Origin of the sequence: Bradyrhizobium genosp. L, from assembly GCF_015624485.1 — a bacterium.
GTDB lineage: Bacteria > Pseudomonadota > Alphaproteobacteria > Rhizobiales > Xanthobacteraceae > Bradyrhizobium.
The window spans coordinates 3390569-3414044 of sequence record NZ_CP061378.1 but is presented as its reverse complement, the minus strand read 5'-3'; the positions used below and the strand labels follow the sequence as shown (position 1 = coordinate 3414044).

Sequence of the window (23476 nt, the reverse complement as noted above, 5' to 3'; positions counted from 1 at the left end):
TCACTCCAAATTCTGGACCTGCTCACGGAACTGCTCGACCACGTTCTTCATCTCGAGCCCGGTATTGGTCAATTCGACATCGTTGGATTTCGAGCAGCAGGTGTTGACCTCGCGGTTGAACTCCTGCGCCAGGAAATCGAGCCGCCGGCCGACCGGGCCGCCCTTGCCGATCATCTCGCGCACCTGCGCGATATGCGAGGCGATGCGGTCGAGCTCCTCGCGGATATCGGCCTTGGTCGCGATCAGGATCGCCTCCTGGCTCAGCCGGTCGGTATCGAAGCGATCGGAGGCTTCCAGCAGCACTGCGATCTGCTCGGCAAGCCGCGCCTTGATCGCCTCCGGCTTGCGGCCCGGCGCCGCCTCGGCGCGCTGCGCCAAACGCTCGATCTCGTCCATCCGCTGCAGCAGGACCTGGCCGAGCGCGTCGCCCTCACGGCGCCGCATCTCGACCAGGCTGCCGAGCGCCTGCTCGAAGGCCTTCGCCGCCGCCTCGCGCGCCGCCTTTTCCTCCGCCTCGTCGCTCTCGGGCTCGACCACCTCGATAACGCCCTTGATGCCGAGCAGGCCGTCGATGCTCGGCGCCACCGCGTCGATCCGCTGCGCGAGTTCGCCGGCGACCTTCACGATCGCGTCCAGCACGTCCTCGTTGATGCGGATCGTCTGTGCCGCATCAGCGCGCTTGACGCTGAGATTGGCGTAGACCGTGCCGCGCGACAGCACCTCGCCGGCGCGCTTCTTGGCCAGCGCCTCCACTTCGTCCCAGCCGGGCGGCATCCGCAGCCGCAGGTCAAACCCCTTGGCATTGACCGATTTCAGCTCCCATTCGAACGTGTAGGGGCCGCTCGCGCCATGGCTTCGGGCAAAGCCGGTCATGCTCGATAGCGCCATCGCGTGCAACTTTCCAACAGAGGGATATGGGACTCGACCGGAGCCTTCGTGACTCGCTCAGGCCGCAGGCGACCTTAAAACGGATTCCATGAAAGTGGAATTACGATCCACTTAACGTTCCGCGGATGCGACAGCCCGCGCAAACTAGCGCTGCAGCACGGGCGGCGAATTGGTCTGCTGGGCCGCGCCCTGACGGCCGCCTCGCGGCGGCTTCTTCTGGTTGGTGGGCTTCGGCGGCGTCGCCGCCGTGGGATTGGTGTCGGCCGCTGCGGGCGCCGCGGGTGCGGCCACCGGCGCCGGATCATCCGCAGGTTCCACGGTGTCGTTCTGGATCTGCTTTTCCGACGCGCGCAACTTGGCGACGTTCTTGGCGTGCTGGTCGTAGGTTTCGGTGAAGGCGTGGCCGCCGGTGCCGTCGGCGACGAAGAACAGGTCGCGGGTGCGCGCAGGGTTCGCGGTCGCCTCCAGCGAGGCACGGCCAGGATTGGCGATCGGCCCGGGCGGCAGGCCGTCGATCACATAGGTGTTGTAGGGCGACGGCTGCGTGATCTCGCTGCGCTTGATCGGCCGCCCCAGCGTTCCCTTGCCGCCCACCAGGCCGTAGATGATGGTCGGGTCGGATTGCAGCTTCATCTTCTGCCGCATGCGGTTGACGAACACGGCGGCGACGCGGCTGCGCTCGTCGGCGCGTCCGGTTTCCTTTTCGACGATGGACGCCAGCGTGACCAGCTGGTCCGGCGATTTCAGCGGCACGTCCGGATTGCGGCGTTCCCAGATCTCGGCGAGCACGCGCTTCTGCGCCTGCTGCATGCGCTGGATCACCTGGTCGCGGGTGGTGCCGCGCGGAAACTTGTAAGTCTCGGGCAGCAGCGTTCCCTCGCGCGGGATCTCGCGCACCGAGCCGGTGAAGATGTCGTTGTCGGTGAGCCGCGTCACGATCTGCTCCGAGGTCAGCCCTTCCGGAATCGTGATGGCGTGCTGCACCACCTTGCCTTCGACGATGGTGGCGATCACATCGCGCAGGCTGGCGCTCTTCGCAAACGAATATTCACCGGGCTTCAGGTCGGAGCTTGCCTTCAGCGCGAACACGCTGCCGATGAAGACCCATGGATTGACGTTGATCACGCCCTCGCGCGACAGCACGTCGGCGATGTCGCGCTTGCCGGCGCGGGCCGGGATGTTGACCACCTTGTCTTCCTGCAGCGGTCCCGGCGCTTCCAGCGTCTGCTTGCCGTAGTAGTAGCCCGCGCCTGCGCCGATCATCAGGATGATCAGGATCGTGAAGATCGCATTGCCGACGATCACGAACGGATTGCGCGCACGGTCCGAACGCTTCGGCGGCGGCGGAACCTGCTCGGGCTCCAGCGCGGCACGCGGACTCCTCGGTGAAATGGGCGGCCTCTCACTCATCGATGCAAACCAAATCCTGCCGGTTCAATCGTGGCCGGACAAACCCCTGCCCTGCCAATAGCATACGCCCGCTGTTAGGAGTCACCGCGGAATACGGCAAAACGGTGGACTAGTTCTAAAGACTATCTATTTGATCACGCGCTGCACGATCACGGAGGCGTTGGTGCCTCCGAAACCGAACGAATTGGACAACGCCACATTCACTTCGCGCTTGCGCGAGGTATGCGGCACAAGATCGATCGCCGTTTCGACCGACGGATTGTCGAGGTTGATCGTTGGCGGCACCACATTATCGCGAATCGCGAGAATCGCGAAGATCGCTTCGATCGCACCGGCCGCGCCGAGCAGGTGCCCGGTCGCCGACTTGGTCGACGACATCGAGACCTTCGAGGCCGCATTGCCGAGCAGACGCTCGACCGCGCCGAGCTCGATCTCGTCGCCGACCTGGGTCGAGGTGCCGTGCGCGTTGATGTAGTCGAGATCGGCAGCCGAAAGACCGGCACGCTTCAGCGCCATGCTCATGCTGCGGAAGCCGCCATTGCCGTCCGGCGGCGGCGACGTGATGTGATAGGCATCGCCCGACAGGCCGTAGCCGGTCACCTCGGCATAGATCTTGGCGCCGCGCGCCTTGGCGTGCTCGTACTCTTCGAGCACGAGGACGCCGGCGCCCTCGCCCATTACGAAGCCGTCGCGATCCTTGTCGTAGGGCCGTGAGGCCTTTTGCGGCGTCTCGTTGAAGCCGGTCGACAGCGCACGCGCCGCGCAGAAGCCGGCAATGCCGATGCGGGAGATCGGCGATTCGGCACCGCCTGCAACCATCACCTCGGCATCGCCGAGCGCGATCAGCCGCGCCGCGTCGCCGACCGCATGTGCGCCGGTCGAGCAGGCCGTGACCACCGAATGATTGGGACCCTTGAGGCCGTGTTCGATCGAGACATAGCCCGACACCAGGTTGATGAGGCGGCCCGGGATGAAAAACGGAGAAACCCGGCGCGGTCCGCGCTCCTTCAGCAGCACCGCGGTGTCGGCGATGCCCGTGAGGCCGCCGATGCCGGAGCCGATCATCGTGCCGGTCGCCCACTGGTCCTCGTCGGATTCCGGATGCCAGTCGGCGTCGTCAAGCGCCTGCTTGGCGGCGCACATTCCGTAGAGGATGAAGTCGTCGACCTTGCGCTGGTCCTTCGGCTCCATCCACTGGTCGGGATTGAAGGTGCCGCCAGCGCCGTCGCCGCGCGGGATGTAGCAGGCAACCTGGCTCGGCAGGTCCGACACGTCGAACGTGTCGATCTTCTTGCCGCCGCTCTCTCCAGCGAGGATGCGCGTCCAAGTTGCGTCGACGCCGCAGCCGAGCGGTGTAACCATGCCCAGCCCCGTGACGACAACTCGTCTCATATCAAAGTCTCCGGACCGCAATCGGCGGCCAATAATAAGAAACCGGGGGACCGTGCGACGACGATCCGTCCGGCTCCGTCAACGTCGCGAATGGCGTCAGCTCTTCGCGTTCTTCTCGAGAAACTTGGTGGCGTCGCCGACGGTCAGGATGGTCTCCGCCGCGTCGTCGGGAATCTCGCAACCGAACTCTTCTTCAAAAGCCATCACGAGCTCGACCGTGTCGAGACTGTCGGCGCCGAGGTCATCGATGAAGCTCGCGCTATCGATCACCTTGTCGGGCTCGACACCGAGGTGTTCGACCACAATCTTCTTAACCCGCTCGCCAATCTCACTCATCGTTCAACCTCGTTGTTCCATTGGACCCGACCCCAAGACGATACGAGCCATCGTGGTCGTCTCGATTACTCAATCGCGCATAGTCTTGATTCGGCCCGGTCGTAGCCGACTAAGCCCCGGCGAACGGCAGGCGTCGCCACGCCAATATACAGGCTTTCAAAATCCTGCAATGGCGTTCTTTGCCCATCCGTGGGGGGTTCAGCTACCATACTTCCCAAGCCTTGACTACACGCCTGAACCGGCTCCCGAAAACGGCTTTTCGCCGCATTGCGAGAGCGCCAGCTGGCTCAAATCATAGCCATTCCGCCGTTGACGTGAATCGTCTGTCCGGTGACGTAGCCGCCTTCATTGGAGGCCAGATAGACCGCTGCGGCGGCGATATCCTCGGGCGTTCCGAGCCGCGCCGCAGGAACCTTGGACAGGATGGTTTCACGCTGCTTGTCGTTGAGCGCATCCGTCATCGGGGTCTTGATGAAGCCCGGCGCGATGCAGTTGGCGGTGACGCCGCGCTTGGCGTATTCGGCGCCCAGCGTCTTGATCAGGCCGATGATGCCGGCCTTCGATGCAGTGTAATTGCCCTGGCCGGGATTGCCGGTGACGCCGACGATCGAGGTGATCGCAATGATGCGGCCGAAGCGCTTGCGCATCATCAGCTTGGTGGCGGCGCGGGTCAGGCGGAAGGTCGCGGTCAGGTTGACCGCGATGACGTCGTCCCAGTCCTCGTCGCGCAGTTGCACGAACAGATTGTCACGGGTGATGCCGGCATTGGCGACGAGGATGTCGACCTGCCCCATCGCGGCTTCCGCCGCCGGCACCAGCGCCTCGACATCGTCCTTGCTGGACAGGTTGCACGGCAGCACATGCACGCGCTCGCCAAGCTTGGCGGCAAAGCCGTCCAGCACCTCGCGCCGCGTGCCCGAAATCGCAACGGTCGCGCCCTGCGCGTGCAGCGCCTGCGCGATCGCGCCGCCGATGCCCCCGGTCGCGCCGGTGACGAGCGCCGTCCTGCCTGTCAGATCAAACATCGAAATCTCCTCTCGGCCGGCTTATGCAGAAGCCGCCAATGCGTCCCTGGCCGCAGCGATATCGTTCGGACCGCCGACCGACACGCCGACCGCGCCGTCGGCAATGCGCTTGACGAGGCCGCTCAGGACCTTGCCGGCGCCGATCTCGAAGAACCGCGTCACGCCCTGCCCTGCCATATAGGCAACCGACTCGCGCCAGCGCACCGTGCCGGTGACCTGCTCGACCAGGCGGCGGCGGATCTCGTCGGGATCTGATATCGCCGAGGCCAGCACGTTGGCGACCAGCGGCGCCGCGGGCGCCTTGATGGCGACACCGGCCAGCGCCTCGGCCATCGCATCGGCCGCCGGCTGCATCAGCTTGCAGTGGAAGGGCGCCGACACCGGCAGCAGCATCGCGCGTTTTGCCCCTTTGGTCTTGGCGATCTCCACGGCGCGATCAACGGCGGCCTTGTCGCCGGATACGACCACCTGCCCGCCGCCATTGTCGTTGGCGGCCTGGCAGACCTCGCCCTGCGCCGCTTCGCTGGCGACCGCCACCGCCGCGTCGTAATCGAGCCCGAGCAGCGCGGCCATCGCACCGACGCCGACCGGCACCGCCTTCTGCATCGCCCGGCCGCGGATCCTGAGCAGCCGCGCGGCATCGCTGACGGTCAGGCTGCCGGCCGCGGCCAGCGCCGAATACTCGCCGAGCGAGTGACCGGCGACGAAGGCGGCGTCGCGGCCGACCGAGAAACCGGCCTCGCTCTCCAGCACCCGCATGGTCGCGATCGACACCGCCATCAGCGCCGGCTGGGCATTTTCGGTGAGCTGCAATGTCTCCCCCGGACCATCCCAGATGATCGCGGTCAGCTTCTCGCCGAGCGCGGCGTCGACCTCGTCGAACACCGCTTTGGCCGCCGGGAAGGCCTCGGCCAGCGCCTTGCCCATCCCGACCGCCTGCGAGCCCTGCCCGGGAAACGTGAATGCTGCCGTCATCGGCGTCCCTACCTCGTTGAGCGTGATCTTCCCGCGCAGATAGGTGGCGTCTGCCGCAGGAGAAAGCGATACCCGCGCCGCGCGAAACGCGCCTCGGCGGGTCCGGGGCCATAGCCCCCGCAGGCCTCGGACCGGGCCGTAAGACACTGACGAAGGGCGCCGTGTCAAGCCGCGACGCCGGAACCCTGGGGATGGCCGGCAGGCCCGGGCGGAAATCGGGGCTAGAACCCGCCTGCGTTCTGGTCGGCGTTGACACGCCCGCCGGCCCTCGCCCGCCGCGGGCTGTTGACGAGCTGCCCGGGGCGATCCTCCTGGTCCGGCTTGGCGGTCGCAAGCCGCAGCACCGCGCCGTAGCCCGGCTGCACCTCCATCCGGTCGGCGAAACGGCTCTCGCTCAGGATGCGATGGACGCGCGGCAGGTTGTAACAGGGCACGTAGAACAGCAGGTGATGCTCGAGATGGTAATTCACGTAATAGGGCGCGATGAAGAGACGCTCGAGGACGTTGGCGCGCGTGGTGCGGGTGTTGCGCAGGGGATCGGACGAGTCGGGCACGACGGCATGTTCGGCGATGTTGCGGATCCGCGTGATCACCATCATCCAGGTCAACAGCGGCACCAGCCATAGCAGCGGATAGGCCCACCACACGCCGGCCGCGGCGAGGCCCGCGAACAGCACCGCATTGGTCACGCATTGCGGCCCGAGCTTATTCCAGAAATGCGCGGCGCGCCGTGACAGCGGCCATTCCTTCTGCTCCAGCGCGTTGAAGAGTTGCGCCTTGCGCTGCTGGTAGCCGGTCTGCCCGGTGATATCGCGGAAGAATTTGCGGCGGTAGCTCAGCCGCGTGATCGGAAACGGCGCCGACAGCACGAGGTCGGGATCGTCCTCCTGCTGCGTCCGCGCATGATGCTGCAGGTGATAGCGGCGATAGCCGCGGGTCTCGGCGAAGGTCGGATAGGCGCAGAACCACTGGCTCAGAAACAGATTCGTCTTCTCGTCCGCCGAGAGGCAACCATGCGCGCCGTCATGCATCAGGATCGAGAGCCCGAGCTGGCGCGAGCCGATGATCGCCACGGCCAGCAGATAGGTCAGCGGATTGGGCCACCATGCGACCAGCGCGATCGCGCCGAGGATCAGCGTCCAGGCGTGGGCGATCAGAGCCGCGCCCTTCCAGGTCGCGCGCTCGCGGACCGCGACCAGTTCGTCTTCAGTCAGGAAATCGCGGGCACGCATGCGAAGCGCGGTCATGAGCCTGTCTCCCCGTCGGATGTGGATGAAGTTTCGCGATCGACAAGACGCAGCCGCGCCCCGTCACTGGTCGATGTTGCGGTCGCCTGCGCCGCTTTTGCGGTCGCCTGCTCGCCGAGCGCGCGCAGCAGCTCGGTGCACATCTCCTCGGCCGCGCGGCCCATGGCAAAGCCTTCGACGATCACGCCGATCGCGACCGCCCAGAAACGCCGCGAGCTCTCCTCCGGCGCGCGCAGCGTGCGCCAGCCGTGGCGCTCGACCTGCCCCGCATAGGCGCGCGCCCCTTCGGCATGCAGTCGCTCGATGGTGCGTTCGACCAGCGGCGCAAGATCCTGCCGGCGCCGCGTCAGCGTCAACGCCTCGGCGAAGAAGGCGACCGTGTCGGTGGCGGTCACGGTCTCGACCAGCGCAAGCGTGTAGGCACGCGGGGTGTGGGCCGCCAGCGCCGCCTGTTCGGTGGCGCGCGCCAGATACAGCATGTTGCGGCAGGCGGCCTCGACGAACAGCGCTTCCTTGGTGCGGAAGTAATAGGTGATCTGGCTCGGGAAGGCGTCCGCGGCCGCGGCGATGTCGGAGATCGAGGTGCCGGACAGCCCGCGCTCCTTGAACAGGCGGCTGGCGGCGTCGAGCAGCTGCGAGCGCATCTTGCGCCCCGCCGACCGCGTCGCGCGGGCCGTATGTTTCGGATCTGATCCGGCTACGCCAGCAGCTGTCTCCGAACTCATGGCGCTCTCCCTTGCGATATTTGTATGATATACAAACAAAGAAAGCAATACGGAACTGGAAATCTCCGCTGGAGCGTTTTCGAGCGAAGTGGAAACCAGTTCGCGTGAAGAAAACGCGTCAAAACAAAGGCTTAGAGCCCCGTTCCGATTCCATCGGAACGGGAAAGGCTCTAGGACTGCCGCGAAGGCCGCCCGCCCGGGCAAATGGCGTGGCCGAGAACCCTTGCCTTCGCGGCCAAAATCCGTATAAGGCGCGACATTCGTGAGCTCCGGCCGGGAGCTGAACGGACGGTCTCAGCAAATTCACCGTTGATTTTTCGTCAGTGGTTTTGATGTGGCAGGGCCAGTCGGCCCGTCGTCCCGTGCTCCCGCCTTCTGAGCAGCTCGAGTCCTTTCCGAAGGTCTCGAAGGGCTTGTCGCCGGGGACCGCGCCAACTTTAGGAAAGGACACCCATGCCTCTTTACGAGCATGTTTTTCTCGCGCGTCAGGACGCGAGCACCCAACAGGTGGATGAACTGACGGCCCAGATGACGGGCATCGTCGAACAGGGCGGCGGCAAGGTCACCAAGACCGAGAGCTGGGGCGTGCGCTCCCTCACCTACCGCATGAACAAGAACCGCAAGGCGCATTTCGTGCTGATGAACATCGACGCACCGTCGGCTGTCGTCACCGAGATCGAGCGCCAGGAGCGGATCAGCGAAGACGTCATCCGCTACCTCACCGTGCGCGTCGAAGAGCACGAGGAAGGCCCGTCGGCGATGATGCGCAAGGCCGACCGCGACCGCGAGCGTGATGACCGCGGCGGTGGTTTCCGTGGCGACCGTGAAGGTGGCGGCTTCCGTGGTGATCGTGATCGCGATGGCGGCGGTTTCCGCGGCGATCGTGGCCCACGCCGTCCGCGCGAAGAAGAAGCAGCGACCGAGGAGTAATGAATCATGGCTGACGCTGGTGCCCGCCGTCCGTTTTTCCGTCGCCGCAAGTCCTGCCCGTTCACGGGCGCAAATGCGCCGAAGATCGACTACAAGGATTCCAAGCTGTTGATGCGCTACGTCTCGGAGCGCGGCAAGATCGTGCCGAGCCGCATCACGGCGGTGTCCGCCAAGAAGCAGCGTGAGCTCGCCCGCGCCATCAAGCGCTCGCGTTTCCTCGGCCTCTTGCCCTACGTGATCCGCTAACGGATTTCGGCCGGCGGCGCGCGTCGCCGGCCGCAACTTCTCATAAGGCTTCCGGGTCGTCCGGTCGCCGATGGTTGGGGTTCTCGCAAGGGCACCTCTAACCGCTCGAAAGGAGCGGGACAGCTGATGATCGCGATTCTCATTGTTGCACTTGCGGCTGGTGCTGCGTCGGCGCTGATGTTCGCCTCGATCATTTCGGGCGCGATGATCTCGCTGCTGCTGTTCTATCTGGCGCCGCTCCCGCTGATGGTGACGGCGCTCGGCTGGGGGCCGCTGTCCGCCGCCATCGGCGGCGTCGCCGCGGCCGCGACGCTCGGCGTGATTTTCGGACTGCCCTATTCGATCGCCTTCGCCGTGATGGTCGCCCTGCCCGGCTGGTGGCTCGGCCATCTCGCTCTGCTTGGACGGCCGGTCGCCGCCAAGGCGACGCCTGACGCAGCCGGCGCGGCGCCGCCCGAGCTCGAATGGTATCCGGTCGGCCGCATCCTGCTCTGGGTCGCAGCCTTCGCCGTCATCACCACGACCGGCGCGCTGCTGACGCTCGGCACGGACGCCGAAACCATCACCTCCACGCTGCGGCGCGGCCTGCTCAAGGTCTTCAGCACCGCGAACGACGCGGACCTCAGCACGGAGATCGAGCGGTTCGTCGACCTGATCGTCGTGATGGCGCCGCTCGCCGCCACGACGCTTGCGATGGTCACGCTGACGCTGAATCTCTGGCTTGCCGGCAAGGTCACGCAAACCTCGGGGCGGCTGAATCGGCCGTGGCCGGAATTGCGTTCGACCACGCTGCCGCCGATGACGCTGGTCGCCCTGCTGGTGGCGCTTGGCCTCAGCTTTGTCGGCGGCCTCGTCGCCTTGCTGGCGCAAATCGTCGCGGCCGCGCTCGTCATCACCTATGCGATCGTCGGCTTTGCCGTGCTGCACACGCTGACATCCTCGCTCACCAATCGCGGGTTCTGGCTGGTCGGCAGCTACACCATCGTTGTGTTCTTCGGCTGGCCGATCGTCGCGATGGTGGCGCTCGGCATCGCCGACGCCGTGTTCGGATTGCGGCAGCGCTATTGGCGCCACCGGCCGCCACCGCTGCCGGCGTCCTGAAATTCGATTCAACCGCTTGAAACTGTACTTAGCATCTAAAGGAGAACGAAAATGGAAGTCATTCTGCTGGAGCGTGTCGCCAAGCTTGGCCAGATGGGCGAAGTCGTGCGCGTTCGTGACGGGTTCGCCCGCAATTTCCTGCTCAAGCGCGGCAAGGCGCTGCGCGCCACCGAGGCGAACCGCACCAAGTATGACGGCATGAAGGCCGAGCTCGAGGCCAACAACATCAAGGCCAAGGGCGAAGCCGCCAAGGTCGCCGAGAAGATCGACGGTCGCGACATCATCATCATCCGCCAGGCCTCCGAATCCGGCCAGCTGTTCGGCTCGGTCTCGGTGCGCGACATCGTCGACGCACTGGCCGCCGACGGCATTATCGTCTCGCGGCCGCAGGTCTGGCTGGATTCGCCGATCAAGACGATCGGCCAGCAGAAGGTCACGATCGCGGTGCATCCGGAGGTCGAGACCAGCGTCACCGTGACGGTCGCCCGCTCCGCCGAGGAAGCCGAGCGCATCAAGCGCGGCGAGGATATCTCGACCCGCCAGGAGGACCAGGACGCCGCCGCCGAGGCGCTGGCCGCCGCCGGCGAGTTCTTCGATCCGGAAGCCCAGCACGGCGACGAGGCCGAGCCGGCACCGGCTGCAGAAGAGCAGTAAGCCTCGCTCGATTGCTGCTCCGACTGAAGCCCGGCCCGATCAGGCCGGGCTTTGGATTCGTGCCGCCATCGCGTCGTCGAGCATCGCGATCGAGGCGAGCGCCGTCGCCGTGTGCTTCTCCTTGCCGTCGATCAGACAGAACACGTCGGCCGCAACCACCGCGACCTGGCGTCCCGGCTTGATCACCCGCGCCCGGCAGATCAGGCGATCGCCAGAGGCGGGCGACAGCAGGTTCAGCTTGTACTCCGCCGTCAGTGCCGGCTGACCGCGCGAGGTCGCCGCCGCGATCGTGGTGGCGTTGTCGACCAGGAATGCGGTCACCCCGCCATGAAACAGGCCGTGCTGCTGCAACAGCTCGGGCCGCCGATCGACCGCGAGGGTGCAGGCGCCGCGCGACAATTCCGACAGCTGCGCGCCGACGAGATTCATGAAACCCTGGCGGCCGACATTATCGCGGATCCGCGTCTCGATCGGCGCAAAGCCCGGATCGGTTTCGATCATCACGTTGCTCCTGTTGCCTGCGCGCCTGATGCCACCACCGCGCGGGTCGCGCAGGCGATCAGCGTCTCGACATGCTCGCGCGGGTCGCTGCGGTCGCGGCCCGACAGATAGGCGCGGCAGAAGATCTGCGCCGGCCCGATGATCTGGCTGAAGAACAACACCGCGCTCATCGGCAGCAATTCGCCGCGCGCGACCAGCGGCGCGCGCCAGCGCTCGATGCCCGCCGCGAGCCGTGAATTCTCGGCGCGCTGTTCGCCGCGCACCTCCTCGCCCCATTCGCTGCGCGAAATCTCGAACAGGAAGCGCGCCTCGCGCCTGGAGGTCACGACCCAGTCGAGATGGGCGCGGATCAGCCGCGCCACGCCCTCGCTCGCGCCGCATGTCGTGTCGACCGACGTGACGATCGCGGCGTGGTAGTTCTGCAGGATGTCCAGGAACAGGGTGCCGGCGAGCTCTTTCTTCGAGGCGAAGAAGTGGAAGAAGCTGCCGTTGGAGGCGCGCGCCCGCGTCCTGATCGCGGCCACCGTGGCGCCCTCGAAGCCATCCTGGTCGAACACCGCCAACCCAGCTGTCAGCAGATCCTCGCGCGCCGTGCTCACCGTTTCCTCCTCACTGGATCATTACTCTAGAGTATTACTCTAGTGGTGGTCAAACGTTGACATGAGTTCGGATGACTTTGCATCGGCGATTACCTTGAGAGCGGCGGTTCGGGCGGGCCAGCCGATCCCGACGACGCGGGAGGTGGCGGCGGAGGCGGAGGCGGCGGCGCAGCGGCCGTGACCGGTTGCGACGCTGGCGCCGGTGTGGGTGCGGCTGCCGCCGGCTCAGCGGCGTGGGCCGCAGGCGGCGGCGAAGCAGCGGGAGCAGACGGAGCCGTCGCCGCAGCCGGAGGCGCCGGGGTCACCGGCGGAACCGGATCCGACCGCAGCGGGACGCCGTCCTTGGCGTTATCTTTGGGCGCATCGACCTTGGCGGTGTCGGGCTGGTCGGACGCAGGCTTGGCCGGCTTCTCGGCCTCGCCTTTCTCCTCTCCTTTACCCTTGGCCGCTGCATCGGTCTTGGCCGACTCGCCCTTGGATTCCTCGTCGGGCTTCTGCTCCTCGACGGGCTTGCCGCGGCGGCCGAGCTTCTTGCGCGACGGCCTTCCCTCACCCGCAGCTTCGGGCGCCTGGCCATCGGCCGGCTTGACACTCTCCGGCGTCTCTGTCGGACGTACCAGACGCTTGCCCCGGCGGCCGGGATGCTCTTCGCCCTGCGGATTCAAGCCATCGGCGTCAGGCTTTGCAGCCTCCTGCGGCGCGGCACCTTGACGATGCCGGCGGCCGGCACGCTCGGCGGGCTGCTCCGGCGACTGGTTGGCTTCCTGCCTGCCGTCCTTCGCGCCCTCTTTGGCCCCCTTGGCGCCTTTCGGCTGATCCTTGGCCTGATAGCGTTGGTCGCTGGCGCCGTTCGAGATCAGGTAGGACGACAGCGCGCCGGCCATGTCCGGCGATGTCGTGTAATGCTGGCGCAGGAAACCAGGCAGCGAGCCGGCCGGCACGCTCTTCAGTAGCCCGCGCGGGCTCTTGTGACAGGCCGTGCAAGTGGCGGCGAAGATCTGGGAGGGGCTTTTGCCGGCCTCGAGGTTTTGCGCGTGCGCCAGACCGGCCGACAGGCAGCCGATCAGAAGCGTCACCGTCGCCAGAGGAAGGGCTCGGCTCAACATTCCCGTCAATCTCCAGATTCCGGAATCGCCGCCAGCGTCACGTGGACCGGCCGGCGGCGGGTCACCTTTTATCCGATTATCGGGCGAATGGAAGCGCGTCCGTGACGCATGCACGGAATTGTCACATTTCGGAATATCGGCTTTGTCCCAAACGCAATAGTCCAGTCCGCTTCGATGCCTAGATATTGCTTGGGAACACATTGGAGCGCTCGGCTCCGGTTGTGCCGGGCGTGTGCAGTTGCCGTTCCGTTGGTGCTTCGATGGACCGATTGTTGCGATTTTTCCTCAGGCGTTTCATTCGTCGCGGCTCGATCACGTTCACGACCGCGAACGGCGCCCGATTCACGTGCGGTGATGGCACCGGCGTACCAGCTGCCGCACGATTTACGACCAGTGGTGCCGAAGCCCGAATTCTGCTCGATCCAGAGCTGTATCTCGGCGAAGCCTATATGGATGGCACGTTCGTGGTGGAACAAGGCAGCATCGCCGATGTGCTGGCGGTCCTGATGGGCCAGGCGGCCATGCTGCCGAACTTTGCCAGACTGCAGGCGTGGCTGCGGTTTCTCGGGCGCCACGCCCAGCAGCTCAATGTGCGCGGCCGCTCCAGGAACAATGTTGCCCGCCACTACGATCTCGACGGCCGCCTCTACTCGCTGTTTCTCGACGCCGACAAGCAATACAGCTGCGCCTATTTCGAGACTCCGGATGCGACGCTGGACGACGCCCAGCTCGCCAAGAAGCGCCACCTCGCGGCCAAGCTCCTGATCGAGCCCGGACAGCGCGTACTCGACATCGGCTCCGGCTGGGGCGGGCTCGGGCTCTATCTGGCCGAGATGACCGGCGCCGACGTCACCGGTGTCACGCTCTCGACCGAGCAATTGCAGATTTCCAATGCCCGCGCCGCCGAGCGCAACCTGTCGCAGTCGGCCCGGTTCCTGATGCAGGATTACCGCGACATTCCCGGCCCGTTCGACCGCATCGTCTCGGTCGGCATGTTCGAGCATGTCGGGGTCGACTTCTACGAGACTTTCTTCAAGCGCTGCGCCGAGCTCTTGAGCGACGACGGCATCATGATGCTGCACTCGATCGGCCGTTCGACCGGCCCCGACGTCACGAGCCCCTGGATCCGCAAATACATCTTCCCGGGCGGCTACATTCCGGCGCTGTCCGAGGTGATGCCCGCCATCGAGAAGGCAGGCCTCCTGATCTGCGACATGGAGATCCTGCGGTTGCACTATGCCGAGACGCTCAAGGCATGGCGCGACCGCTTCATGGCGCGTCGCGAAGAGGCCGTCCGGCTCTATGACGAGTGCTTTGCCCGGATGTGGGAGTTCTATCTGGCAGCTTCGGAAATGTCGTTCCGCATGCAGAACATGATGAACTTCCAGCTGCAGCTCACCAAGCGCCAGGGCGTCGTGCCGATCACCCGCGACTATATCGGCCGCGACGAGGCCCGGCTGCGCCTCCAGGAGGCAGCCGCCGCTAAACCCCGGCTGCAGCTCGCCGGCGAATAGGTCGGCTCGTCGTTTCGGAAAGGGCTGGAGCGGTTAGTTCCGCAGGCTGTAGGCTGACCCGCAATGGGCAAAGCTCGCGGCCGGACGCGCCAGATGGGCCTTGGCGGCCAAGATCAGCTTGGCGTCGCACGGAGCACTGCGCGTCTCGGGACGGGCGGTCTGTTCCATGGCGTCGATCAGACCCGCGAGCCAGCGCCGGTCGAGCTGCCCTGCCCGGCCCATCTGGATCCGCGGTGTTTGAAACTGCTGCGCCATGGTCACCGTATCTTCTTTGAGCGTAGACAACCCGGAATCCGCCGGGTCGTTCCCGCCAACCTGCCGCAAAGAAAATGCGGCGCGTGTGATCTAGTTCACAGAGACCCTGCTCGGACTGTCGTAGGTGTCCGCCATGGCCCGAGAAACGCACCAGACGATGTTGGACCCGCAGCGCGATATCGCGACCGACTACGCCCTGATCGCAACCGGTGTGGTGGCCGCCTTGATCGCGCTGGCCTTCCTTATTCTGATCTGAGGAACCGACGCCTTTAACCGCCTCACCTTTCGGTGGGTCCGTCGGCCCGCAAAAAGGTTCAGGCTGCGTCGGAATTTTGCCTGCGACATCGCCGACCGGCTCGATCCCGCCCTTAACAGGACAAAACCCCGTCAAGCGGAATGCATCCCGCTGTTCCGGATTCACACACCACGTTGTGTGAATCGTGCATAAGCAACATCCGTCCTTTCGCTTCGAGCCCGGCTGGCGCTTGATCGCCGCCCCGCTCCCGAAAGTCGCAGCAACGCCGAAATCAGAAGAATAAACTTGTCCATGGCCTTGATTGATTCGAACGTCCACAAGCTCGCCACCGATGCCACGGCACCGGGCTATCGAAGTGCGCCGCACAACATCGAAGCGGAACAAGGTCTGCTGGGCGCGATCCTGGTCAACAATGATGCGTTCTACCGGGTCTCCGACTTCCTGGAGCCGAAGCATTTTTTCGAGCCGCTGCATCAGACGATCTATGAGACCGCAAGCTCCCTGATCCGGATGGGCAAGGTCGCGACCCCCGTGACGCTGAAGACCTTCCTGCCGGCCGACGTCGATATCGGCGGCATGACGGTCAGCCAATACCTCGCGCGGCTCGCCGCCGAAGCGACCACCATCATCAACGCCCAGGACTACGGCCGGACCGTCTACGACCTCAGCCTGCGCCGCAACCTGATCCAGATCGGCGAGGACATCGTCAACGTCGCCTATGACGCGCCGGTCGACTTCGCGCCGCGCGCCCAGATCGAGGACGCGGAGCGGCAGCTCTACTCGCTGGCCGAGACCGGCCGCTATGACGGCGGCTTCCAGCGCTTCGCCCAGGCGTTGACGGTTGCGGTCGACATGGCCGCCAAGGCATTCCAGCGCGACGGCAAGCTGTCGGGTATCTCGACCGGCCTGCGCGACCTCGACACCAAGATGGGCGGCTTGCAGTCGTCCGACCTCATCATCCTCGCCGGCCGTCCCGGCATGGGCAAGACCTCGCTTGCCACCAACATCGCCTACAACATCGCGAAGGCCTATGTGCCCGAAGTGCAGGCTGACGGCACCACCAAGGCGGTCAATGGCGGCGCGGTCGGCTTCTTCTCCTGCGAAATGAGCGGCGAGCAGCTCGCCACCCGTATTCTCGCCGAACGCACCGGCATCCCCTCGAGCTCGATCCGCCGCGGCGGAATTTCCGAGCTCGATTTCGAGAAGATCCGCGACTGCTCGATCGAGTTGCAATCGCTGCCGTTCTATGTCGACGAGACCGGCGGCCTGTCGATCTCGCAGCTCACCGCCCGCGCCCGCCGCCTGAAGCGGCAGAAGGGCCTCGACCTGATCGTGATCGACTACATCCAGCTCTTGCAGGGCTCGGGCAAGAAGGGCAACGACAACCGCGTCCAGGAAATCACCGAGATCACCACCAACCTGAAGGCGCTGGCGAAGGAATTGAACGTCCCGATCATCGCTCTGTCGCAGCTCTCGCGTCAGGTCGAGAACCGCGACGACAAGCGACCGCAGCTCTCCGACCTGCGTGAATCCGGCTCGATCGAGCAGGACGCCGACGTGGTGCTGTTCGTGTACCGCGAGGAATATTACCTCGCCAACAAGGAGCCGCGCGCGGGTACGCCGGAATACGAGAAGTGGCAGATGGACATGGACCTCGCCCATGGCAAAGCCGAAGTCATCATCGGCAAGCAGCGCCACGGCCCGACCGGCACCGTCGACCTGCACTTCGAGGCCAGCGTCACCCGGTTCGGCGATCTCGCGCCGGACGGCCAGGTTCCCGATCGCGGGTACTAAGGCGTTTTCGGCGCGGTTGAACGCTGCAAGCGCGGCGCGTACAACTGACGCATGAGCATCAACACCGACGTGAAATCGCAGCTGACGCCCGAAGCCAATCTGCTGGCGGCCCATCCGGCCGCCACCGGGATCCTCACCGTCGACCTCGACGCGATCATCACCAACTGGCGCAAGCTCGAGAAGACCGCGGTGCCGGCCGAATGCGCCGCCGTGGTCAAGGCCAATGCCTATGGCTGCGGCGCCGAGCCGGTGGCGCGCGCGCTCGCCAGGGCCGGCTGCAAGACCTTCTTCGTCGCCAATGTCGATGAGGCGGCCGTGGTGCGGGCGGCGGCGCCGCAAGCGACGGTGTATTCGCTCGGCGGCTTCTTCCAGCAGACCGGCGATGCCTACGCCAAGATCGACTGCAAGCCCGTGATCGGCGATCTCAACGAACTCGCCGAGTGGGACGTGTTCTGCCGCCGCTCCGGCTGGGCCGGCGGCGCTGCCATCCATATCGACACCGGCATGAACCGGCTCGGGCTCACCGTCACCGAGGCGCAGGGCATCATCCCGCGCATCAATGCCGGCGACCACGGCATCACGCTGGTGATGAGCCACCTCGCCTCCGCCGAGCTGCTCAACAATCCCGCCAATGCCAAGCAGCTTACGGCCTTCCGCGAGATCGCGAGCCTGTTCACCGGCGTGCCGGCGTCCCTGGCGAATTCCTCCGGCGTGTTCCTCGGCTCCAACTTCCAGTTCGACATGGTGCGGCCCGGAGCCGCGCTCTACGGCGTCAACCCAACGCCGGAGGCCGATAACCCGATGCAGCCCGTGGTCGACCTCAAGGCGCGCATCGTGCAGATCCGCAATATCGACCGCGGCGAGACCGTCGGCTATGGCGGCACCTGGACCGCGCGGCGGCCGACCCGGCTTGCGATCGTCGCGGCCGGCTATGCCGACGGCTATTTCCGCGCCGCCAGCGCCAATGACGGCACCCGCGGCGCCGAGGTCGTGGTCGCCGGCAAGCGCTGCCCGGTCGCCGGTCGCGTCTCGATGGATCTGATCGCGGTCGACATCACCGATTTCGACAAGAATGTCGTGCGCCGCGGCCACATGGTGACGCTGATCGGCGAAGGCATCACCGTCGATGAGGTCGGGCACCATTTCGGCACCATCGGTTACGAGGTGCTGACCAGCCTCGGCCGCCGTTTCGTGCGGATCTACAAGGGCGGCGATGCGGTCGCGCCGCAGGACGAGGCCGTCGTCGCCAAGAACGAGCCGGTTGCCAAGCCGGCAGATGCTGCCGCGGCACCTCCGGCATTGCCGGAAGCTCCGGCGCTGCCGGCTGCACCCACTGCACCGCCGCCGCTGCCGGCGGGCTAACCGCATGCGCATGCGCGATCGCTGCTCTCCATGAAGATCGCGACCTTCAACATCAACAGCATCAATCGCCGGCTGCCGAACCTGTTGCGCTGGATGAAGGCGGCGAAGCCCGACGTCGTCTGCCTGCAGGAGCTGAAGGCCAGCGACGCCGAGTTTCCGTTTGCTGCGATCGAGAAGGCCGGTTATGGCGCGGTGTGGCGCGGACAGAAGACCTGGAACGGGGTCGCGATCCTCGCACGCAAGGCCGAGCCGGTGTTGATCCGCAACACCCTGCCCGGCGCGCGCGACGACCACGAGGCGCGCTACATCGAGGCGGCCGTGCGCGGCATCGTCATCACCAGCCTCTATCTGCCGAACGGCAATCCGCAGCCTGGGCCGAAATTCGAGCACAAGCTCGCCTGGTTCAAGCGGCTGCGCGCGCATGCGGCGGCCCTTCTGAAGCAGGACGTCCCGGTCGTGCTCGCCGGCGACTACAATGTCGCGCCGACGCCTCTCGACATCTATCCGACCCGCTCCTGGGACAAGGACGCGCTGATCCAGCCGAAGAGCCGCGCCGCATTCAAGGCGCTGGTCGATCAGGGCTGGTGCGACGCGATCCGCACCCTGCATCCGGATGAGCCGATGTTCACCTTCTGGGACTACAAGCGCAATCGCTGGTCGCGCGATGCCGGGCTCAGGCTCGATCACCTGCTGCTCAGCCCCGCGGTGGCCGCGCGGCTGAAGAAGGCCGGCGTCGATCGCGATGTCCGCGGCGAGGACGGTGCGAGCGACCACGCGCCGGCGTGGGTGCTGCTGAAGTGAGGGGCATTGCGCTCCTGCTCCGCGCCACATCCCCAGCTTTCGTCCTGGCGAAAGCCAGGACCCATGACCACCGCAGCGGGTCGTGAAAGCGATCGCGGCCCCAGCGTCGCAGCAACTGATGGTCGGGGTAATGGGTCCTGGCTTTCGCCAGGACGACCCCTGAGCGTGTTGCACGGCCGGTGAGTCATGGATCCGCCAAGCGCCTTGCGCCGACTCGCGCCGTGAGGCCACACTGGGGCTGTCCCTCGCAAGGCGCATCGCGCGCCGCCGGAGTTTTGCCGTGGTGGGCTATGTCTTCGTCCTCATCGTCGGCCTGATCGCCGGCACCATTTCCGGGATCGTCGGCACCGGCTCGTCGATCATGCTGATGCCGGTGCTGGTGTATCAGTTCGGGCCGAAGCAGGCGGTGCCGATCATGGCGGTGGCAGCCGTGATGGCAAATTTCTCGCGCATCCTGGCCTGGTGGCGCGATGTCGACTGGCGCGCCTGCGCCGCCTATTCCGTCACCGGCATCCCTGCCGCTGCGCTCGGCGCGCGGACACTGCTGGCTTTGCCCTCGCATACGGTCGACATCGCGATCGGTGCGTTCCTGATCGCGATGGTGCCGGTGCGGCACTGGCTGGCGCGGCACGCCCTGAAGGCCAATCTGCTGCATCTGGCGATCGGCGGCGCCGTGATCGGCTACCTCACCGGCATCGTGGCCTCGACCGGCCCGCTCAGCGTGCCGCTGTTCCTGTTCTACGGCCTCACCAAGGGCGCCTTCCTCGCCACCGAAGCGGCAAGCTCGCTCGGGCTCTATGTCAGCAAGTCCGTGACGTTCGAGCGCTTCGGCGCGCTGACCTCCGATGTCCTGCTGAAGGGCCTGATCGCGGGCTCTTCGCTGATGGGGGGCGCCTTCATCGCCAAGCGCTTCGTGCTGCACCTGAAACCCGACGCGTTCCGCCTGATCATGGACGGCATCATGCTGGCCGCCGGCGTGTCGCTGCTGTGGTCGGCCGCGACGTCGTAGCCGGGCTCTATTTCACCATCGTCTCGGCTGCGATCAACTCCTTGCCGTCGGCGGTCGCGATCGTGAGTCGCACCGGCCCGCTGCCGTCAGCCGGGAGCGGCGCGATCACGCGATTGCCATTCTTCGGGTCCGCTAGCGCCGTGTCGTCGAACAACACCGCGTCGCCGCGTTTCAACGTCAGGCGAAGCGGCACGGCCGGCGCCACGCTGAAGAACTGCACATTCACCGCGGATCGATCGGCAGCTAGATTGACCAGAACGTTCTCATTCGCCTGCGTCACGTTGTTCATGCCGACCGTCGGGCTGTAGGTCTCGCCGACCGAGATCTCGCCGGCCGCCGGAAAATGAGCGCTGTGAAAGAACCGATCCGACACGCCTGCCCACAACTCGATGTAGGGCTGCGCCTCGTTCGGCGCCTTGCGAGGGTCGGCCTGACCGGTGAACGACGGAAACCCCCAGGTCCACATCTTGAGGCCCCGCGTCACCTTGTTGTCGGCGATGCGGATGATCCCCTCTTCGTTGTCGTGATTGATCACGCCCCAGAAATTGCCGCCCTGCATGTCGGGCGCAGCATAGGCGATGCCCAACGACCGCCAGTTCTTGAAGAAGCGCAGATTCTCAAACCGATAGGTGTTCGCGTCGGCGCGCGCGTCGACCTCGGCAAGGCTCGCCGACCAATCCGGCGTGAGGTAGGTCGTGATCGGCGCGATGATTTCGGCACCGGCCGTGGTTCTCGGATGTTCCGGGTCGGACCCCGGCGCCAGCGCGGTGCACGTCCAGTACTCGTATTCGATCGATCTCGATTGCGTGTTCTTCAGCACCAGGCGCGCATCGACCGCGGCGCGATCGGCTTTCAGCGTGACATAATAGGTTGCTGCGATCCCGGCCTCGCCCGTGAACTTCTTCGGGGCTGCGGCATACGCGGAATCATTGGTGATCGACATCGCCACCGTCACTTCCGATGCCGTCTGCGTCACGACGCGAAAATCCCAGGGCTTGAGCCAGGTGCGACCATGCTCGGAATCCGGAAAGGTCGGAAAAATGCCGCCATATACCATCAGCCAATCGTAGTAGAAATTGCCGGCCTTCATGCCGTAGGGCACGCCGACCTCGGTACGGTAGAGCTCCTCGTGGCCGGTCGGCTTGTAGATGATGGACAGGATGCGGCCGCCGAACTCCGGCACCAGGGTGACCTTGAGATAGCGGTTCTCCAGCACGCGGGCGCGGAAGGTGCGATCGACGATCACGCTCTTGTCGAGCGAGCCCTCGACAAATCCGTTATCGTCCGTGGTCGCGTATTTGACCGTGCTCCAGGTGATCGTCTTCTCGCTGAGCGTCACCGTGCCGGGCTCGGGCGGCGCGGCCTGCGCAAGAACGGGCCATGCGGCCATCGCGGCCGCCAGGGCAATCGCAAGACGAACGCGGAATTTTGAGACCATTGACGTCGCCCTTCGCGCGGGAGCGGCCATTGTAGTTGACATACAGCGCAACAGAAAGTGTCCGCGCGCGATCGAGTCGCTCAATCCATTTTGATGCTGGACCCGCTATGGTTCGCGCGAGATTCTCAGGGGCAGATAGTGCAGGCACTGATTTTCGATTTCGACGGCGTGATCGCCGACAGCGAGGCGATTGCCAACACCGTTCTGTCGGAAACCGTCAGCGATCTCGGCCATCCCACCACGCTCGACCAGGCGCTCAGCCGCTATTCCGGCAAGCGGTGGACCGACGTCATGGCCGAGATCGAGGCCGCGATCCGAAAGCCCCTGCCCGCCGACTTCTCCGACGAACTCAAGCGCGCCACGCTCGAGCGTTTCAGGACCGACCTGAAGGAGGTCAGCGGCGCCACCGCCTTCATCCGGAAGTTCGCGCACATCCAGCGATGCATCGCCTCGTCGAGCGCGATCGAGCGCCTCGAGCTGTGCCTGTCGGTGCTCGGGCTGGAGGCGGAGTTCGCCGACCGCGTGTTCAGCGCCGACATGGTCGCGCGCGGCAAGCCGCATCCCGACATCTTCCTGCTCGCCGCCGAGCGGCTCGGCGCGCGGCCGGCCGAATGCCTCGTGATCGAGGACAGCGCTGGCGGCATCAGGGGCGCCGTCGCCGCCGGCATGACCGCGATCGGGCTTTGCGCGGCCAGCCACATCCGCGACGGCCATGATCTGAAGCTCAGGGATGCCGGCGCCGTGCACCTGGCGCGGTCGTGGCGCGAGGTGGAGCGATTCGCCGAACAATTTTTCAACGGTTGAGCGCGTCATGTCATGCTATCAATCGCGAGTTCAGCCACGGCAGAAGAGAGATCTTGTACATGAAGTCTATCGAGCTCTCGCTGTTCGCGGACTACTTCCAGTTCTACATTCAGGATGAACTGGCCGACGACGTCGATCTTTCGCGAGCGTGGACGGAGGAAGCGACCGATCGGCTGCTGGCGGTGGCACCGGGGATCATCGGAATCGGCACCGTACGGAACATGCACGTCCCGGTTTCGGTGCAAATACTGGAACACGAACCGGCCGACGATTTCTCCGAATGGGATCACGTCGTCCAGACCAGCCTGGACATCGCGTCCGGATCCATCGTCATCGCGGGTTGCACCGACTATTTCCCTGATGCGATGCGCATCGAGGTCGCTGCGGGGACCTACCGGACACGCGTCTCATATGGGGCCCTCGAAACGCTGTCGGAGGACGGTCTCGAAGGCAATGACCACTACCGCGTGCAACTGTGGCCGGGTCCCTCGACAACCGTTCGTATTCTGAAGCAACGAACGGTTACCCCGTACTGAGCTCGATGGCGACGAGGTGGAGCAACCAGCGATACGGTTGGTCGATCGATTGACGTGGTCACAGGTTGGGCTGACACTTCCGTGCATTGTTTCCAGCTCCGGAGTCATCGATGCGGGTGAAGATCGTCGCTGCTGCCTGCATGCTCTCGGTTCTATCCACATACACTTCGCCGCTGCACGCAGCCCCGCCATACGACGGCATCTGGGCCAGGACGGCAAAAGACTGCGACAATGAAGACGACGGCCCGAGCAGTCCGATCCTGATCGACCTCGACAATCTGATCCGCGGCAAGGACAAGGGGCCGCCGATCATCGATCGGTACGAGGATCACTGCCGGATCGACAGCAAATCGCCCGTCGGCGACGGCATGACGGTGAAGGCGACCTGTTTCAGGTTCCTGGAAGATTACGACAAGGGCGTGCACGGACGGAAAGCGACCATCAAGCTGGTGCCGAGGCCGAACGACACGCTCAAAATCGACGGCAAGCCCTATTCCCGCTGCAAGATGACGATCGAGGACGTTCAACAGGGCTGAGGAATTCTCCTGACAAGCCCGCGCTCAGGGGTTAAG

26 protein-coding genes are annotated in these 23476 nt (G+C 65.4%); 13 read left to right on the top strand and 13 right to left on the bottom strand.

Annotated features, from left to right (window positions below):
• The 8 genes from IC762_RS15945 to IC762_RS15910 form a co-directional block, all read right to left on the bottom strand.
• Nucleotides 1-888, bottom strand: a complete 888-nt coding sequence (locus tag IC762_RS15945; protein ID WP_195789716.1) for a YicC/YloC family endoribonuclease — start codon at nt 886-888, stop codon at nt 1-3.
• Between the two features lie 144 nt (nt 889-1032).
• Entirely contained in the window at nt 1033-2298 is a 1266-nt protein-coding gene (mltG, locus tag IC762_RS15940) for an endolytic transglycosylase MltG (protein WP_195789715.1), read from the bottom strand.
• 126 nt (nt 2299-2424) lie between these two features.
• On the bottom strand, nt 2425-3690 hold the full coding sequence (gene fabF, locus IC762_RS15935) for a beta-ketoacyl-ACP synthase II (RefSeq protein ID WP_195789714.1): 1266 nt from the start codon (nt 3688-3690) through the stop codon (nt 2425-2427).
• 96 nt (nt 3691-3786) lie between these two features.
• A complete protein-coding gene (locus IC762_RS15930) occupies nt 3787-4026 on the bottom strand; it encodes an acyl carrier protein (RefSeq protein WP_195789713.1) in 240 nt (79 codons plus the stop codon).
• A 287-nt stretch (nt 4027-4313) separates the two neighbouring features.
• A complete protein-coding gene (gene fabG / locus IC762_RS15925) occupies nt 4314-5051 on the bottom strand; it encodes a 3-oxoacyl-[acyl-carrier-protein] reductase (protein WP_195789712.1) in 738 nt (245 codons plus the stop codon).
• A gap of 21 nt (nt 5052-5072) precedes the next feature.
• Complete coding sequence (gene fabD, locus IC762_RS15920; protein ID WP_195789711.1) at nt 5073-6026, bottom strand: ACP S-malonyltransferase; 954 nt, start codon at nt 6024-6026, stop codon at nt 5073-5075.
• A 221-nt stretch (nt 6027-6247) separates the two neighbouring features.
• Nucleotides 6248-7273, bottom strand: coding sequence for a fatty acid desaturase family protein (locus IC762_RS15915; RefSeq protein ID WP_195789710.1), 1026 nt, complete (start codon nt 7271-7273; stop codon nt 6248-6250).
• Entirely contained in the window at nt 7270-7998 is a 729-nt protein-coding gene (locus IC762_RS15910; RefSeq protein WP_195789709.1) for a TetR/AcrR family transcriptional regulator C-terminal domain-containing protein, read from the bottom strand. Before IC762_RS15910 ends, IC762_RS15915 begins: the two co-directional genes overlap by 4 nt.
• A 453-nt stretch (nt 7999-8451) precedes the next feature.
• Here IC762_RS15910 and rpsF point away from each other — a divergent pair, with 453 nt between their 5' ends.
• The 4 genes from rpsF (at nt 8452) to rplI (ending at nt 10929) form a co-directional block, all read left to right on the top strand.
• Complete coding sequence (gene rpsF, locus IC762_RS15905; RefSeq protein ID WP_195789708.1) at nt 8452-8928, top strand: 30S ribosomal protein S6; 477 nt, start codon at nt 8452-8454, stop codon at nt 8926-8928.
• Nucleotides 8929-8934: 6 nt separating this feature from the next.
• Entirely contained in the window at nt 8935-9174 is a 240-nt protein-coding gene (gene rpsR / locus IC762_RS15900) for a 30S ribosomal protein S18 (protein ID WP_195789707.1), read from the top strand.
• A gap of 126 nt (nt 9175-9300) precedes the next feature.
• A complete protein-coding gene (locus IC762_RS15895) occupies nt 9301-10275 on the top strand; it encodes a DUF2232 domain-containing protein (RefSeq protein ID WP_195789706.1) in 975 nt (324 codons plus the stop codon).
• 51 nt (nt 10276-10326) lie between these two features.
• Complete coding sequence (rplI, locus tag IC762_RS15890; RefSeq protein ID WP_195789705.1) at nt 10327-10929, top strand: 50S ribosomal protein L9; 603 nt, start codon at nt 10327-10329, stop codon at nt 10927-10929.
• A 39-nt stretch (nt 10930-10968) separates the two neighbouring features.
• Here the strand turns inward: rplI and IC762_RS15885 are convergent, their stop codons facing one another.
• From IC762_RS15885 to IC762_RS15875, 3 genes are all read right to left on the bottom strand, one after another.
• Nucleotides 10969-11430 carry a PaaI family thioesterase gene (locus tag IC762_RS15885; RefSeq protein ID WP_195789704.1) on the bottom strand — a complete coding sequence of 154 codons (462 nt, stop codon included), beginning with the start codon at nt 11428-11430 and terminating at the stop codon, nt 10969-10971.
• Nucleotides 11430-12029: a TetR/AcrR family transcriptional regulator gene (locus tag IC762_RS15880; RefSeq protein ID WP_195789703.1), complete on the bottom strand. Its 600-nt coding sequence runs from the start codon at nt 12027-12029 to the stop codon at nt 11430-11432. The genes IC762_RS15885 and IC762_RS15880 overlap by 1 nt, the downstream gene beginning before the upstream one ends.
• Before the next feature lie 89 nt (nt 12030-12118).
• Nucleotides 12119-13135, bottom strand: a complete 1017-nt coding sequence (locus IC762_RS15875) for a hypothetical protein (RefSeq protein ID WP_195789702.1) — start codon at nt 13133-13135, stop codon at nt 12119-12121.
• 260 nt (nt 13136-13395) lie between these two features.
• Between IC762_RS15875 and IC762_RS15870 the strand changes: the two genes are divergently transcribed.
• On the top strand, nt 13396-14649 hold the full coding sequence (locus IC762_RS15870) for an SAM-dependent methyltransferase (RefSeq protein WP_195789701.1): 1254 nt from the start codon (nt 13396-13398) through the stop codon (nt 14647-14649).
• Nucleotides 14650-14682: 33 nt separating this feature from the next.
• Here the strand turns inward: IC762_RS15870 and IC762_RS15865 are convergent, their stop codons facing one another.
• A complete protein-coding gene (locus IC762_RS15865) occupies nt 14683-14934 on the bottom strand; it encodes a hypothetical protein (protein WP_246801580.1) in 252 nt (83 codons plus the stop codon).
• Between the two features lie 103 nt (nt 14935-15037).
• On the opposite strand from IC762_RS15865, the gene IC762_RS35585 reads away from it, so the two are divergent.
• From IC762_RS35585 to IC762_RS15845, 5 genes are all read left to right on the top strand, one after another.
• Nucleotides 15038-15160, top strand: coding sequence for a hypothetical protein (locus IC762_RS35585; RefSeq protein ID WP_283816360.1), 123 nt, complete (start codon nt 15038-15040; stop codon nt 15158-15160).
• Nucleotides 15161-15451: 291 nt separating this feature from the next.
• Entirely contained in the window at nt 15452-16954 is a 1503-nt protein-coding gene (locus IC762_RS15860) for a replicative DNA helicase (RefSeq protein WP_195789700.1), read from the top strand.
• Nucleotides 16955-17005: 51 nt separating this feature from the next.
• Nucleotides 17006-18316 (top strand): alanine racemase, encoded by a 1311-nt coding sequence (gene alr, locus IC762_RS15855; RefSeq protein WP_195789699.1) that lies wholly within the window; start codon nt 17006-17008, stop codon nt 18314-18316.
• A gap of 30 nt (nt 18317-18346) precedes the next feature.
• The gene (locus tag IC762_RS15850; RefSeq protein WP_195789698.1) at nt 18347-19117 is read left to right on the top strand and encodes an exodeoxyribonuclease III; all 771 of its coding nucleotides are present in this window, start codon (nt 18347-18349) and stop codon (nt 19115-19117) included.
• Nucleotides 19118-19400: 283 nt separating this feature from the next.
• The gene (locus tag IC762_RS15845; RefSeq protein ID WP_195790150.1) at nt 19401-20126 is read left to right on the top strand and encodes a sulfite exporter TauE/SafE family protein; all 726 of its coding nucleotides are present in this window, start codon (nt 19401-19403) and stop codon (nt 20124-20126) included.
• Between the two features lie 7 nt (nt 20127-20133).
• On the opposite strand, the gene IC762_RS15840 is transcribed toward IC762_RS15845, so the two are convergent.
• On the bottom strand, nt 20134-21516 hold the full coding sequence (locus tag IC762_RS15840) for a DUF5107 domain-containing protein (protein WP_195789697.1): 1383 nt from the start codon (nt 21514-21516) through the stop codon (nt 20134-20136).
• Between the two features lie 186 nt (nt 21517-21702).
• Between IC762_RS15840 and IC762_RS15835 the strand changes: the two genes are divergently transcribed.
• The 3 genes from IC762_RS15835 to IC762_RS15825 all read left to right on the top strand — a co-directional run bounded on the left by IC762_RS15835 (nt 21703) and on the right by IC762_RS15825 (nt 23440).
• The gene (locus IC762_RS15835; RefSeq protein WP_195789696.1) at nt 21703-22368 is read left to right on the top strand and encodes an HAD family hydrolase; all 666 of its coding nucleotides are present in this window, start codon (nt 21703-21705) and stop codon (nt 22366-22368) included.
• A gap of 59 nt (nt 22369-22427) precedes the next feature.
• On the top strand, nt 22428-22904 hold the full coding sequence (locus IC762_RS15830; RefSeq protein WP_195789695.1) for a hypothetical protein: 477 nt from the start codon (nt 22428-22430) through the stop codon (nt 22902-22904).
• A gap of 110 nt (nt 22905-23014) precedes the next feature.
• Nucleotides 23015-23440 carry a hypothetical protein gene (locus IC762_RS15825; protein WP_195789694.1) on the top strand — a complete coding sequence of 142 codons (426 nt, stop codon included), beginning with the start codon at nt 23015-23017 and terminating at the stop codon, nt 23438-23440.
• Nucleotides 23441-23476: the final 36 nt, after the last annotated feature.